This window comes from Winogradskyella sp. Asnod2-B02-A (assembly GCF_045063645.1).
Taxonomy (GTDB): Bacteria; Bacteroidota; Bacteroidia; order Flavobacteriales; family Flavobacteriaceae; genus Winogradskyella.
Map to the genome: position 1 here is coordinate 37154 of NZ_JBEFOG010000026.1, position 13817 is coordinate 50970.

Here is a 13817-nt window from a genome sequence, read left to right on the forward strand (position 1 = left end):
TATAAAATTAGAAATTAAATTTTTTGTTCTACAAAATTCAAAATACTGTTAATGGATTGAAAATTTTCAACAACGAGTTCTTCATCGTTAGTTTCAATGTTGAATTCATCTTTTAAGAATTCAATTAAAAAGAGTAATCCCATGGAGTCAAGAATACCTTCTTCGAAAATAAGCGTATCGTCATTTATTTTTTCTACATCGTCTAGAGTAGATTCAATAATGTAATTTTTTATCTTTGATTTTAGGTCTGTGTCTACATTCATCATTGTGTTGTTCGTTTAGTTTGGAGTTTAAAAAAAATAGGCATATTAAAGATACGTAAACGTGGTAGTTACATTAGTTTTTACATATTAAATTTGATTAATTAATGCATTTTAACGCTGAAATGCATGTGTAATATTTAGTTTTTATTCTTTTCTAGATCAGTAAGAAAATCTTGTTTTTTTTCTAATAAATGTTTAGATCTCTTAGTGAGTTTTTTTAGAGGATTACCAACATATATGGTCCACGAGTCTAAATTAGACCCAATAAGAGATAAAGCTCCAACTGATGTGCCTTCTCCAATAGTAACGTTAGGGAGAATAACACAACCTGCGCCAATAATGCTATGTTCATTAATTATAACTTTTCCTTTTTTTATAGATTTATAGGTATTCGGAATTGTTGGGTTCGTTAGTGAGTTTCCAGAATAATCATCCGTTTTACTATATATTTTTACACCTTGAGATATTCCACTGAAATCCTTTAGTTCAATACCTTCAGAGGCTAATAAATGACAAAACGCTGCAATATGCACATGAGAACCAATGGTTAAATTACCTTTTCCAGAAGCTATAATAGAGCAAAAAGAGTCAATAATAACATTGTTGCCAATTGAAATGTTTGGGATGCCCACAATTAAACAATTCTTTGCAATTTTAACATTAGAACCAATAGATTTAAAACCCAATGATTTTAATTCGTCGTCATAATAATAGCCAATTTCAAATGGGTTTGTATTCATTATGTTGGTTTAAATAAGATATTAGTTATTTAGAACTAATTGTTACATAAATGTAGAGATTAAAACCTAATTGTATAATGATATTTATCATTTAGTTGATAAGTTTTTTTTATAAGTTAAACACACAATAAATTCATCCTTTTTTGGTTTTTGCTTTGTGTTGGTTAAAGAGAATTTGTCATTTGATATTTGTTATTGTGTGTTTGCTAAATTTAAGAGGAGGTGTTAATCTTGAGTTTTTATTTGAATGCTGCCTTAAACGGAAAATCACATAATTTGAGTGAGTCTTCTTTGTAATGACTTATATATTGTATTTTGGTCTTATTCTTGCTTATTTTTAATTTATGAAGAAAGTTGTTATTGTATTTTATGTATTTGTATCGAGTGTTCTTTATGCTCAGCAAACAGAATATGTAGATTTTAAGAAAGCCGAAGTTTCATTAGATTCTTTTGATGAAAATTTAAAAAAGGTAACTGGTAAGGTAGATTATATGTTTGATGTACTAAAGCCGGTTGATTCTATATTTTTAGATTCAAAAAACATTAATGGTTACATTGTATCTCTTAATAATAATGATAGTATTAATTACTATGTTGAGAACGATAAATTATGGTTGATTCATAAGTTTAAGCCATCTAAAGACAATGTTTTAAGTTTAAAATTTGAAGCCAATCCTAAAAAGGCACTTTATTTTGTTAATAGGGATAATGACAATCAGATTTGGACGCAAGGACAAGGCAAATATACCAGTAACTGGTTGCCAAGTTTAGATGATGTAAATGATAAAATTGAATATGATTTTTCAATTACATACCAAAATGATTATGAGGTTTTGGCTAATGGAAAGCTAATAGATAAGAATATTGGAGATTCCTTAACAACTTGGAAATATGATATGAAACAGCCAATGTCTAGCTACTTAGCTGCATTAGTAATTGGTAAATACTATAAAAAAACAGAAACCTCTAAAAGTGGTGTTCCGTTAGAATACTATTATTATCCGGAAGATTCCTTAAAAGTTGAGCCAACTTATCGTTACTCTAAAAAAATGTTCGATTTTTTAGAAGAAGAGATAGGTGTTGCTTATCCATGGCAAAACTATAAACAAGTACCAGTACACGATTTTTTATATGCAGGTATGGAAAATACAAGTCTAACAATTTTTTCAGATGCTTTTGTTGTTGACGCTATAGCCTTTAACGATAAAAATTATGTTAATGTTAATGCACATGAGTTGGCACATCAATGGTTTGGTGATTTGGTGACAGCTAAATCTGGAGAGCATCATTGGTTGCAAGAAGGATTTGCAACTTATTACGCGCTTTTGGCAGAACGTGATGTTTTTGGTGATAATTATTTCTATTTTAAATTACTTGAGTCTGTACTAGATTTAAGTAGGCAAGATCTCTCGGGTAACGGCACATCGCTTTTAGATCCTAAATCTAGTAGTTTAACGTTTTATCAGCGTGGAGCTTTGGTGTTGCATGTGTTGAGGGATAAAGTTGGCGATGTCGTTTTTAAGAAAGCTGTTAAAAATTACTTGAATAAGTATCAATTTACAAATGTAGAAACCTCAGATTTTATTAAGGAAGTTGAAAATTTATATGGAAAATCCTTAACGAGTTTTGTTAATTATTGGATTAAAAATAAAGCCTTTCCTTACGATGAAGCATTTACAATATTAAAAAGGCAATCTGTGTTTATAAATGAATATGCTATGGTAGACTGTGAAGCCAAATCTTCTAAATGTGCAGAGTATCTTAAATATTATGTATCAGATGAAGCTAAAATAAAGGTGATATCTCAGGTGCCAGAATTGGTGACAGCAGATACATTTAAAAACAGCTTTAAAGTTAGGCAAGCCATTTCAGAACATGTAACTATCATACCTGAATCTTTAAAGGAGGATTACGAATCATTGCTCAACGATAAATCTTATATCACTATTGAGAAAGCGCTTTATAACCTTTGGGTTAATTTCCCTTTAGAACGAGCTAAATATCTTGCTAAAACACGAGAAATTGTTGGGTTAAGTGACAAGAATGTACGAATGCTGTGGATTGTTTTAAATTTAAACACTCCTTATTATGAGGCAGATAGTAAATATGAGTTGTTTAATGAGTTGGTTAATTACACAGATGCATCTTTTAATGCAGATGTAAGAATTAATGCTTTTAAATATTTAGACTTAATAAAATCTTGTAATGAAGACTGTAAAAAGAATTTAGAAACGGCAAAAACACATCATAACTGGAGATTGGTTAAGTTTGCAAAAGAATTATCTGAAAAATTAGAACAAAATAAAAATTAATGCGAGCTTTAGTAATATCTGGTGGAGGAAGTAAAGGTGCGTTTGCAGGTGGAGTTGCACAATATTTAATGGAACGCGAAAAACATAATTACGATATGTTTTTGGGAACCTCTACAGGAAGTCTTTTGGTATCGCATTTAGCGGTAAATGAAATAGGAAAACTCTACGATATTTTTACCAACGTGCAGCAGCATGATATTTTTAGTGTTAGTCCTTTTGTGCAGCGAAAAAAAGGAGATAGGGAATATGTGTCTATTGATTTTGTAAATTCCCTTTGGCAGTTTATTAGACGTAGACGAACTTTTGGTGAAAGTAAAGCGTTAAGAAGACACATTAGAAAACATTTTAGTTACGAGGAATATCTTAAGATTAGAAAAGAAAAGCATGATGTAGTAGTTACGGTTTCAAACCTTTCTATGAATCGTGTTGAGTACAAATCTATTCAAGAGTGTTCGTATGAGGAATTTTGTAATTGGATATGGATTTCATGTAACTATATTCCATTTATGTCTTTAGCAAAAGTAGATGGCTACGAGTATGCAGATGGTGGTTTAGGTAGTGTTATTCCTATTAGGGAAGCAATTCAGCGTGGAGCAACAGAAGTAGATGCTATTGTTTTAGAAGCAGAGACGTTAGGGAAACAAAAGGTTTTGGGAAAAAATCCATTCTCTTTAATGATTAGCTTATTTGGTCACTTATTAGATCAAGTAGAGAAAAATGATATCATTATCGGAAAACTAGCTGCAAAACATAGAAATGTAAAATTGAACTTATATTATACACCAACCAGTCTTACGGAAAACTCATTGATTTTTAGCAAACGACTAATGGAGAAATGGTGGCAAGAAGGTTATGACTACGCAGAACGAAGACATGATTAGTAGGTTTTTTGGTTTAATTCTTAATCTGTCCTATAACCTAAAGAAATGGTGATATGAGTTCTTATCTTTTTAGTTGGCACTAATTAGGTATATTTATCACTTAATGTTTAAAAACAATTCCAATTGAAAAAACTATTTATTTCCCTGTTTGTTATATGTCTTGTAAGTTCTTGTAGTGATTCTTCTGGTGGTGATTCTTCACAAATTTATGAAGCTCCAAATGTAAGCTCTTATGTGTCTTATATTTCTCAGAACTCTGTAACACTTAATGGTTTTATTGATTTTTCTAATATAGTTTTTCAAGAGGAAGACGCATATAATGTAGGCTTTATATTTAGAACTGGTGATGAAAATGATGCTAGTAATGATCAAGTCATTGAGCTTGAAGGAGAAGTGCCATATTATAATGGCATTTATAATTTTCATTATGATATTGATTTGTTAGAGCCAAATACAACCTATTATTATACTGCCACTACAAAAAATGGGTCTAGTGAAGAGTACGATTGGGAGTCATTTACTACTTCAGATATTTCTTGTACTCATGCACAAAATAATTATGTAAGTATTTCAGGTACTTGGCAAAGTGCTTATACTACAATTACAGATCCGCTATGTTGTGATGAAGGTAACGTTGGAGTTAGATTTGGAAACTGGCCTAACATCTATGAAATTAATTTTAATGAGCAAAATAATGGATATCCAAAAACAGGTCAATACTTCGGTGTAGATTATGAGTTTGATATCACTTATCTTAATAGAGAACTTGTAAAATCTACCAATCAAGTCCTTATAGGTAGTAGGTCTACGCCCGAAACCGAATTATTTATTGAAAATGATGGTGAAACTTTAACCTTAATTTTTTGCAATACCATTTTAAGAAATGGAGATACGTTAAACGGAAAAGTTTCTGTATCAATTCAGTAGTTTTTTATATCACATTCTCATTAGGATGATTTCATTTGTTCTTAAGCTAAATTTGTCTTAAACAACTTTAATAAAGTCTTGGTGATTGCTATTCAATCAAAAGAAAATGATTTAGCTTTACAATTCAATTTTTAGAATACATTATCTTGGTTAATTACGATTATATCATTTTAGGAGCTGGAGCTTCAGGGTTACTTTTGGCATATCGAATGTCTAAAGATGCTTTTTTTGATGATAAGTCGATTTTAATTATTGATAAAATAAAAGATAAAGGTAACGATAGAACCTGGTGTTATTGGGAAGATGGAGTAGGAGAATGGGATAAAATATTAACCAAAACATGGTCGCAGATTTTCTTTGGCAGTGATATGTTTTCAAAAATTTATACTATTTCGCCTTATCAATATAAAATGATTAGAAGTGAAGCTTTTTACAAATCGCTTTGGAGACAATTAAAAACAAAATCTAATTTTAGTTTTATAGAAGATTGTGTCAGTGATTTTACTGAATTAGACACAGGTGTTGAGGTTGTAACAGAAAAGAGTCGTTTTTTTGGTTCTAAAGTATTCAATAGTTTAGCAAATTCTGAAGTTTATAAATCACAAGATAAGTTTCCATTAATTCATCAGCATTTTATAGGTTGGTTTGTAAAAACAGAAGTGGATGCATTTGATGATGACACTGCGACATTTATGGACTTTACAGTGCCACAAAATGGAAATACACGTTTTATGTATGTGATGCCAATAGATAAAAAAACAGCTTTGTTTGAATATACCTTGTTCTCAAAAGAATTGTTAGAACGGTCTGAATATGAAGACGCTATTGAAAATTACTTAAAGAAAAATAAGATAACAAATTACAAAATTATTGAAAAGGAAAAAGGCAACATACCTATGACCTCTTTTAAGTTTAGCGGCTTAAACTCAAAACATATCTTAAATATAGGAACAGCAGGCGGTTGGACCAAAGCAAGTACAGGGTACACTTTTAAAAACACTTCAGTAAAAACGAAAGAAGTTGTTGCATTTTTAAAGCAAGAGAACGATTTATCCAAGTTTCATAAATGGACAAAATATTGGTTTTACGATTTAATATTTTTAGATGTTTTAGCTAATCATAATGAAGAAGGAGCTGTATTATTTTCTTCTATGTTTAAAAAAGCAAAAACGAAAACAATTTTCAGGTTTTTAGATGAAGAATCAACGCTTTTAGAAGATATAAAAATAATTCTATCAGTTCCTCCAAAACGATTTATCCAAGCCTTTTTTAAGCGTTTACTCTAAAGAAAAGATAGCTGTTTAAATGTCTGTAAAAACCTGTCCTCTATGAGGTTTTAGCGCGTCTCTTATTGGTTTCATTTCAGATTCGTCTACAACCAGATAGGCTAAACTATGCATATCACTTATAACTTCAGTGCCAGTAATAGTAACGTCTAGTTTGTTAATGGAGATATATTCCTTTAAATGGATTAGATGATGTTCTGCTGTTTTTTCTCCTGCAGGTCCTTTAAAATCCCAAATCAACTTTAATTTTCGCATGACTTTAATAGCTATTAATTATAATTTTGAATTGAAGTACCATTTTCAACAAAATTCTTAAAGTTTTTCATGTAAGTTTTTGTTTGTTTTTTAAAGATTCTTGGCATCAAAAATAGCATTACGCTCATTTTTAGTTTTGTGGGCTGGTAATCATTTATTGAAACCCATTTGGTGCTATTATTCTCTGTAATTTTAAAGTAGTTTTCTTGAATGTTGCGCACTCCTTTTCCACTGTAAGTTAAATGAAATTCATTAGGGAAATCTTGTTTCGTTATGGTTTCAATGATTTCCATTTTCCGATTTCCAAAATTATAATTAAGCTTTAGTTTGGCTCCAAGTTCGTTTGGTGTTCCAGAAATGTGAGATGTACTAGTTAAGCCTGCTTGCCAATGTTTTAAGTTGTCAATAGAACTTAAATTTTTAATAACCTCCGAAATGGGCTTATTAATTAATATTTCAGTAACGTACTGCATGCTGAGGGAATTTTTATAAATGTATAAAAAGTGTTGGCAATAGTTTCATCTAATCGACGTTAAACAGATATTATTGTTAAAATCATCGTTAATTATTCTAAGATGTTATTCTAGTATGATTTTTACTACGTATCTAGCAAATAATGCTTTGTAAACTACTTGCTAAATACGCTATTTATGTTATTTTTGCTGAGTTTGAAAAGCGAATTATTTATAACTAGAAATGCAATACAAAAGAAGTTAATTATGAGTCTTAAATTAAAATGTTTGTTTTTAGTGTTTTTTGCACTTAATTTTTCTTTTTCACAAGATAAAGATGCTGTACTTCTTAAGGTTGATGGACAACCAATAATGGCTTCAGAGTTTTTAAGAGTTTATAATAAGAATCTTGATTTAGTAAAAGATGAAAGCCAAAAAGATATAGACGGCTATTTAAAACTGTTTACTGAATATCAATTAAAACTAAAAGAAGCAAAACGTTTAAAACTTAACGAAGACAAAAACTATCAACGTGAGTTTGCACGATATAAAAAGCAACTTATTAATAATTATATTTCTGAAAATAAGGTTACAGATGCTTTAGTAAGAGAAGCTTACGATCGTAGTAATTTAGATATTAATGCCGCTCATATTTTAGTGCGTTTAGATGCTACTGCAACAGATACAATAAATGCTTACAACGAAGTATTAGCTTTAAGAAATCGTGTTTTAAAAGAAGGCTTTGATAAGGTAAAAGCAGAAAAGCACAACGGAAATACTATTTTTCTTGAAGATTTAGGTTATTTCTCAGCATTTAAAATGGTCTATGATTTTGAATCTGCAGCATATAATACTCCAGTAGGAGAAATCTCAATGCCTTTTAGAACGCAATTTGGCTATCATGTTGTAAAAGTGAATGATAAAAGAGCATCTAGAGGTACCATTTCTGCTGCGCACATTATGGTAAACTTAACATCTAAAGATTCATTAAGAGACCCTGAACAAAGAATTAATGAAATTTATAAGAAACTGAATCAAGGTGAGAAGTTTGAATCATTAGCGAAGCAATTCTCTGAAGATAAAAGTTCAGCATCAAAAGGTGGTGAAATTACACCATTTAAAAGCGGTCAATTAAGTTCAATTAAATTTGAAGACCAAGCGTTTGCTTTAAAAAATGATGGAGATGTTAGTAAGCCCTTTAAAACAGCTTATGGTTGGCATATTGTAAAACGAAATCATCTTAAGCCAATTGATTCATTTGAGGATTTAAAAGCATCTTTTGAAACTAAAGTAAAAAGAGACTCTAGATCTAAATTGATTAATGAAGCTATGGTTGCCAAGCTTAAAAAGAATTATAAAATAAATTATAATGCTAAAGCAAAGGCTTATTTTACATCAATTCTAACTAAAGATTTTTATAACCGTACTTGGGAATTGCCAGATAATTTTATTAAGAAAGAAACTGTTTTCTCTATCAACAATAAGATATTCACCTACGAGGATTTTGGTAATCATTTAAATGCAGCACAACGAATCTATACTGGAAAAAACACACCTTTTACATCTATATTAGATAAGGAGTTTGAAAGCTTTTTTGAAAAATCTATTTTTCAATTTAGAGAAGATAACTTAGAAGTAGAAAACGAAGAATTTGCTAATATATTAAAAGAATATAGAGACGGACTTTTATTATTCGATTTAATGGAAAAGGAAGTTTGGAACAAAGCATCAAAGGATACTGTTGGTTTAGAGACTTACTACAATAAAAATAAATCTAAATACCAATGGAGCGATCGTGTAGATGTGGTTATTGCATCTTCAGCAGAAAAATCTAGTATGAAGAAAGTCCTTAAAATGATGAAAAAAGGAAAATCTGAAGAAGCCATAAATAAAGCGTTAAACACTACAGATAAGCAGAATGTTATTTTTACAAAAGGCACTTACAAGATAGATGATTCTATTTTACCTGAAAATTTTAAAGTTAAAAAAGGAATTTCTGATATTTATACACATCATGATGCTTTTCATGTGATTGATGTTAAAGCGGTATTACCTGCGGGCCAAAAAACGTTTGATGAAGCTAAAGGAAATGTTATTAATGATTACCAAACACAAATAGAAACCAATTGGATTAATGATTTGTATAACCGTTTTAAGATAGAGGTTAACGAAGAGGTGTTAAACACCATTAAGACAAAAATAGGACACTAATTTATTTTTTTTGAAACAAGCATTTTATATATATCTAATTGGTCTACTTGCAGTTAGCTGTGATTTCTTTAAAAAATCAGAGGGTATTGATCCAGTGGCTAGAGTTAACGAAACTTATCTTTATAAAGAGGATATCGTAGATGTTGTGCCTAAAGGCGCATCTAAAGAAGACAGTACTTTAGTGGTAAACGCATACATTAATCGTTGGGCAAGGCAATTGCTTTTAATGGATGGAGCTTTGGTGAATTTATCAGAAAAAAAGCAAAATGAATTTTCTAAGTTAGTTGAGCAGTACAAAAACGATTTATATGCTAAAGCCTATTTAGAAGGTTTGGTTAAGAAAAATATTGATAGTTTAGTAAAAACGGAAGAGGCAGAATTATTTTATGAAGCCAATAAAGAATCGTTTAAGCTCAATGATGATTTAATTCAGTTTAGGTATGTGAGTTTACCATTAAACCCTGTGAATTTAGATACTATAAAAACACGGTTTAAGCGCTTTAAAGCTAAAGACAAAAGGTATTTAGATTCTATTTCAGTTCAATTTAAATCGTATTCCTTGAATGATTCAATTTGGGTAAAATTAAATAGGGTCGCAGAAAAAATTCCAATTATAAACAGTTCAAATAAAAATCAACTGTTAAAAAAAACTAATTTCTTACAACTCAAAGATTCATTAAACCTATATTTGATGCAAGTTAATGACGTGCGACTTCAAAACGACTATGCTCCAATGGATTATGTAAAAACGTCAATTAATAAAATTGTTATAAACAAGAGAAAATTAGAGCTCATCAAGCAACTCGAAAATGATATTACAAAAGATGCAATTAAAAACAATACATTCCAAATTTATAATTAAAGCGGCTCTTTTAGTTGGCTTTATTTCATTCAACTTTAGCAATGCTCAAGAAATCATTGAGGACGAAGTACCTCAGGTTGAAAAAGCAAAAGACTCAGTTGTAAATTCTTCTCGTATCAAGGCTGATGGCGTTGCTGCTGTAGTTGGTGATTTTATTATTTTAGAATCTGATTTAGACAGAGAAATTGCACAATTAAAAGCGCAAGGAGCCGATTTAAAAGATTTAACGAGGTGTGAGCTTTTTGGAAGTTTATTAGAAAGTAAATTATACGCACATCAGGCAATTCAAGATAGTGTTATTGTAAATGAGTTGTACATAAAGTCGCGTGTAGATCAGCAAATTCAAGGTATTTTAGGTCAATTGAATGGAGACATGTCTAAATTACTTAAATTTTACAAAAAAGATTCAGAGCAAGCATTAAGGGATGAAATGTATGAGATTAATAAAAATGCTTATCTCGCTCAAGAAATGCAAGGAAAAGTTACAGGTGATATAGAAGTTACACCAGAGGAAGTACGTACCTTTTTTAACGACATTCCTAAAGATGAACGTCCAACCTTTGGTACAGAATTAAAACTTGCAGAAATTGTTATTATTCCTGAGGTTACTGAAGCGGCAAAGCAAGCTGTAATTGATAAACTAAAAGGATTTAAAGTTGATATAGAGGAAAACGGTTCTAGTTTTACAACTAAAGTATTGTTTTATACAGAAGATGCGGCATCTAAAGCAGATGGAGGAAAATATACATTAAACAGAAAGCAACCAAGAATGGTGAAAGAGTTTAGAGATGTGGCTTTCTCAATGCAAGAAGGTGAGATTTCTGAACCTTTTGAAACCGATTTTGGATACCATATTATTTACTTAGAAAAAATTAGAGGACAAGAATATGATGTGAGACACATATTATTACGTCCAGAATTAACTCAAGATGCCATTAAAAAAGCTAAGGACCAAATAGATGAAGTTAGAGCAAAAATTATTGATGGTACATTAACATTTGCAGAAGCGGCAAGAGAGTTTAGTGATCAAAAGGAAACTAAATTTGAAGGTGGACAAATGACAAACCCTACAACACAAGATTTTAATTTTGAATTAACCAGAATGGATCCAGAATTGTATTCTCAAATACAAGATTTAAAAGATGGCGAAATCAGTGAAGTCTTGCAAGATGAAGATCGTATAAATAGAATAAAATTTAAGATTTTAACCGTTACAGATCGTATAGATGATCATGAAGCAGACTTTGCTAAGGATTATTTAAAGATTAAAAATCTGGCCTTACAAGATAAACAGATTAGAGCTGTAGAAAAGTGGCAAAAAGAAACTATTGTTGATACTTACATTAAAATTAATGGTGAGTATAGAGATTGTGACTTTCAAAGTAACTGGTTAAAAAAATAATAGAGTATGTCTGATGTTGCTATAATTGAAAATTTTGTTAAAAAATATGCTGCACTAAAGCAAGAGGTTGCTAAAGTAATCATAGGTCAGGATAAAGTGGTCGATGAAGTATTGATTTCTATTTTTTCTGGAGGGCATTCACTTTTAGTAGGTGTGCCTGGATTAGCAAAAACCTTAATGGTTAATACTATTGCGCAAGCTTTAGGATTGAATTTTAAGCGTATTCAATTTACACCAGATTTAATGCCAAGTGATATTCTTGGTAGCGAAATTTTAGATGAAAATCGACAATTCAAGTTTATAAAAGGGCCAATTTTCTCTAATATCATTCTAGCCGATGAGATTAACAGAACTCCACCAAAAACGCAAGCAGCTTTATTAGAAGCAATGCAAGAACGTTCGGTTACAGTGGCTGGTCATCAATATAAATTAAATTTACCTTATTTTGTATTGGCAACACAAAACCCAATTGAGCAAGAAGGAACGTATCCTTTACCAGAAGCACAATTAGACCGTTTTATGTTTTCTATTAACTTGCAATATCCTTCATTTCAAGAAGAAGTAGATGTTGTTAAAGCAACAACTACAGATGCAAAACCTTCTGTTAATGCTTTATTTTCTGCTCAAGAAATTATAGATTTTCAGAATGTAATTCGTCGTATACCTGTTGCAGATAATATTATTGAATACGCAGTATCTTTAGTAGGTAAAACAAGACCTAAAGAAGATACAGCTGCAGATATTGTAAAAGAGTTTGTAGATTGGGGAGCAGGACCAAGGGCTTCTCAAAATTTAATTTTAGCAGCCAAAACACATGCAGCTACTAAAGGGAAATTTTCACCAGATATAGAAGATATACAAGCTGTTGCTACAGGGATTCTAAGACATAGAATTATTAAAAATTATAAGGCAGAAGCCGAAGGCATTACTGATGAAAAGATTATAGAGAGTTTGTTTTAAGAATTCTGAATATATTTTAAATATAAAAAAACGACTATCAAAATTGATGGTCGTTTTTTTGTTTTAGTTACTTGCCTTGGGTATCAATAAATTTAACTTACCCATGAATAGTTTCCTTATTCCCTAAGTTTTTCATAATCTCAGCTTCATAATCGAGTAGAGCTTCCCATTTTTCATCAACCTCAGTTCGGTCTCCGTATTGTCTCGCAAAATTTAAAAACATAGTGTAATGACCTGCTTCGCTAATCATTAGTTTACGATAAAATTTTGCTAGTTTCTTGTCTTCTAATTCTTCGGATAATAATCTAAAACGCTCGCAACTGCGTGCTTCTATTAGTGCAGCGTACAAAAGTCTGTGTACTAATTGTGTGGTTCGGCTTCCTCCTTTAGGGAAGAACTTTATGAGAGCTAATACATAATCATCTTTACGGTCTCTTCCAAGCGTCCATCCGTTTTCTAATATTCTATCATGTACCATTTTAAAATGGCTCATTTCTTCTTCTACCAAAGCTATCATTTCTTGAACAAGATCTGTGTACTCAGGGAAACCTACAATTAACGAAATAGCTGTGCTTGCTGCTTTTTGTTCACAGTAGGCATGATCGGTTAAAATATCTTCAATATTTTTTTCTACAATGTTCACCCATCTTGGATCGGTTGGTAATTTTAGTCCTAACATAACTATTTTACTTGAATTTGAACAATATTTGATTTTCCTTTATCATCTATAAATAATGTATGAGAAGATGATCTCCCAGATTCTGGTATCGCATATGTAATGTTAATTAAAACCATATTTGTATATGTTGGTTCATCATTAACATGGATAGATTTTAAAACCGCTAACGTATCAAAATTATATAAATCAGAACCAGACACTAAATTCTTATGGTAATTGAATGCTTCATTCACTTTTTCTTTATTAAAAGTCTCATTATATATTTCTTCATTGTCTTTGATAACACTAACATCAAATTTAAAATTTCTATAATGGGTTTGGTAATTTATGGTGTCTTTAATTTTTGAAAAACGAACAGCATTAGACATATCAGAATAGGTCTTTATCTTTACACGAAAACCATTACTCATTACAGTATCTACTTCTTGCTCTAAATAGGTTTCAGGTATATAAACGTTAGTTTCAAAGTTGACCGTTTTTTTGAATGCTTCAATACTTTCAGACAATGCTTGGTGCTTCGTTTTTTTGCCTTCGCAGCTTGTGAAGCCAATGGTTATAATCAATAATAATACTAATAAATGTTTCAT

14 protein-coding genes are annotated in these 13817 nt (G+C 30.6%); 8 read left to right on the forward strand and 6 right to left on the reverse strand.

What is annotated here, in order from left to right:
- Nucleotides 1-14: 14 nt before the first annotated feature.
- Nucleotides 15-266, reverse strand: coding sequence for an acyl carrier protein (locus tag ACJJVO_RS03695; RefSeq protein ID WP_405570602.1), 252 nt, complete (start codon nt 264-266; stop codon nt 15-17).
- A 134-nt stretch (nt 267-400) separates the two neighbouring features.
- Entirely contained in the window at nt 401-1003 is a 603-nt protein-coding gene (locus ACJJVO_RS03700) for an acyltransferase (protein WP_405570605.1), read from the reverse strand.
- Between the two features lie 344 nt (nt 1004-1347).
- Between ACJJVO_RS03700 and ACJJVO_RS03705 the strand changes: the two genes are divergently transcribed.
- The 4 genes from ACJJVO_RS03705 (at nt 1348) to ACJJVO_RS03720 (ending at nt 6409) form a co-directional block, all read left to right on the forward strand.
- The gene (locus ACJJVO_RS03705) at nt 1348-3315 is read left to right on the forward strand and encodes a M1 family metallopeptidase (RefSeq protein ID WP_405570608.1); all 1968 of its coding nucleotides are present in this window, start codon (nt 1348-1350) and stop codon (nt 3313-3315) included.
- Nucleotides 3315-4196: a patatin family protein gene (locus ACJJVO_RS03710; RefSeq protein ID WP_405570611.1), complete on the forward strand. Its 882-nt coding sequence runs from the start codon at nt 3315-3317 to the stop codon at nt 4194-4196. Before ACJJVO_RS03705 ends, ACJJVO_RS03710 begins: the two co-directional genes overlap by 1 nt.
- Nucleotides 4197-4319: 123 nt before the next feature.
- Nucleotides 4320-5123: a hypothetical protein gene (locus ACJJVO_RS03715; RefSeq protein ID WP_405570613.1), complete on the forward strand. Its 804-nt coding sequence runs from the start codon at nt 4320-4322 to the stop codon at nt 5121-5123.
- Nucleotides 5124-5269: 146 nt separating this feature from the next.
- Nucleotides 5270-6409 (forward strand): lycopene cyclase family protein, encoded by a 1140-nt coding sequence (locus ACJJVO_RS03720; protein WP_405570615.1) that lies wholly within the window; start codon nt 5270-5272, stop codon nt 6407-6409.
- Between the two features lie 15 nt (nt 6410-6424).
- Here the strand turns inward: ACJJVO_RS03720 and ACJJVO_RS03725 are convergent, their stop codons facing one another.
- Together ACJJVO_RS03725 and ACJJVO_RS03730 are read right to left on the reverse strand one after the other, a co-directional pair.
- On the reverse strand, nt 6425-6664 hold the full coding sequence (locus ACJJVO_RS03725; protein WP_405570618.1) for a hypothetical protein: 240 nt from the start codon (nt 6662-6664) through the stop codon (nt 6425-6427).
- A gap of 14 nt (nt 6665-6678) precedes the next feature.
- The gene (locus tag ACJJVO_RS03730; protein WP_405570620.1) at nt 6679-7137 is read right to left on the reverse strand and encodes an SRPBCC family protein; all 459 of its coding nucleotides are present in this window, start codon (nt 7135-7137) and stop codon (nt 6679-6681) included.
- Between the two features lie 246 nt (nt 7138-7383).
- Here ACJJVO_RS03730 and ACJJVO_RS03735 point away from each other — a divergent pair, with 246 nt between their 5' ends.
- The 4 genes from ACJJVO_RS03735 to ACJJVO_RS03750 are packed head-to-tail and all read left to right on the forward strand — an operon-like array spanning nt 7384 to nt 12551.
- Nucleotides 7384-9327 carry a peptidylprolyl isomerase gene (locus tag ACJJVO_RS03735; protein WP_405570623.1) on the forward strand — a complete coding sequence of 648 codons (1944 nt, stop codon included), beginning with the start codon at nt 7384-7386 and terminating at the stop codon, nt 9325-9327.
- 10 nt (nt 9328-9337) lie between these two features.
- Nucleotides 9338-10189, forward strand: coding sequence for a peptidyl-prolyl cis-trans isomerase (locus ACJJVO_RS03740; RefSeq protein WP_405570626.1), 852 nt, complete (start codon nt 9338-9340; stop codon nt 10187-10189).
- Nucleotides 10137-11591 carry a peptidylprolyl isomerase gene (locus ACJJVO_RS03745; protein WP_405570628.1) on the forward strand — a complete coding sequence of 485 codons (1455 nt, stop codon included), beginning with the start codon at nt 10137-10139 and terminating at the stop codon, nt 11589-11591. Before ACJJVO_RS03740 ends, ACJJVO_RS03745 begins: the two co-directional genes overlap by 53 nt.
- Nucleotides 11592-11597: 6 nt before the next feature.
- Nucleotides 11598-12551 carry an AAA family ATPase gene (locus tag ACJJVO_RS03750; protein WP_405570631.1) on the forward strand — a complete coding sequence of 318 codons (954 nt, stop codon included), beginning with the start codon at nt 11598-11600 and terminating at the stop codon, nt 12549-12551.
- A gap of 97 nt (nt 12552-12648) precedes the next feature.
- Here the strand turns inward: ACJJVO_RS03750 and ACJJVO_RS03755 are convergent, their stop codons facing one another.
- Nucleotides 12649-13230 carry a tRNA-(ms[2]io[6]A)-hydroxylase gene (locus ACJJVO_RS03755; protein ID WP_115818748.1) on the reverse strand — a complete coding sequence of 194 codons (582 nt, stop codon included), beginning with the start codon at nt 13228-13230 and terminating at the stop codon, nt 12649-12651.
- A gap of 2 nt (nt 13231-13232) precedes the next feature.
- Complete coding sequence (locus ACJJVO_RS03760; RefSeq protein ID WP_405570634.1) at nt 13233-13817, reverse strand: hypothetical protein; 585 nt, start codon at nt 13815-13817, stop codon at nt 13233-13235.

What these genes read in the sequence shown, in the direction of transcription:
- ACJJVO_RS03695 (WP_405570602.1), bottom strand. Translation starts at nt 266, where the DNA reads ATGATGAATGTAGACACAGACCTAAAATCAAAGATAAAAAATTACATT.
- ACJJVO_RS03700 (WP_405570605.1), bottom strand. Translation starts at nt 1,003, where the DNA reads ATGAATACAAACCCATTTGAAATTGGCTATTATTATGACGACGAATTA.
- ACJJVO_RS03705 (WP_405570608.1), top strand. Translation starts at nt 1,348, where the DNA reads ATGAAGAAAGTTGTTATTGTATTTTATGTATTTGTATCGAGTGTTCTT.
- ACJJVO_RS03710 (WP_405570611.1), top strand. Translation starts at nt 3,315, where the DNA reads ATGCGAGCTTTAGTAATATCTGGTGGAGGAAGTAAAGGTGCGTTTGCA.
- ACJJVO_RS03725 (WP_405570618.1), bottom strand. Translation starts at nt 6,664, where the DNA reads ATGCGAAAATTAAAGTTGATTTGGGATTTTAAAGGACCTGCAGGAGAA.
- ACJJVO_RS03730 (WP_405570620.1), bottom strand. Translation starts at nt 7,137, where the DNA reads ATGCAGTACGTTACTGAAATATTAATTAATAAGCCCATTTCGGAGGTT.
- ACJJVO_RS03735 (WP_405570623.1), top strand. Translation starts at nt 7,384, where the DNA reads ATGAGTCTTAAATTAAAATGTTTGTTTTTAGTGTTTTTTGCACTTAAT.
- ACJJVO_RS03745 (WP_405570628.1), top strand. Translation starts at nt 10,137, where the DNA reads ATGATATTACAAAAGATGCAATTAAAAACAATACATTCCAAATTTATA.
- ACJJVO_RS03750 (WP_405570631.1), top strand. Translation starts at nt 11,598, where the DNA reads ATGTCTGATGTTGCTATAATTGAAAATTTTGTTAAAAAATATGCTGCA.
- ACJJVO_RS03755 (WP_115818748.1), bottom strand. Translation starts at nt 13,230, where the DNA reads ATGTTAGGACTAAAATTACCAACCGATCCAAGATGGGTGAACATTGTA.
- ACJJVO_RS03760 (WP_405570634.1), bottom strand. Translation starts at nt 13,817, where the DNA reads ATGAAACATTTATTAGTATTATTATTGATTATAACCATTGGCTTCACA.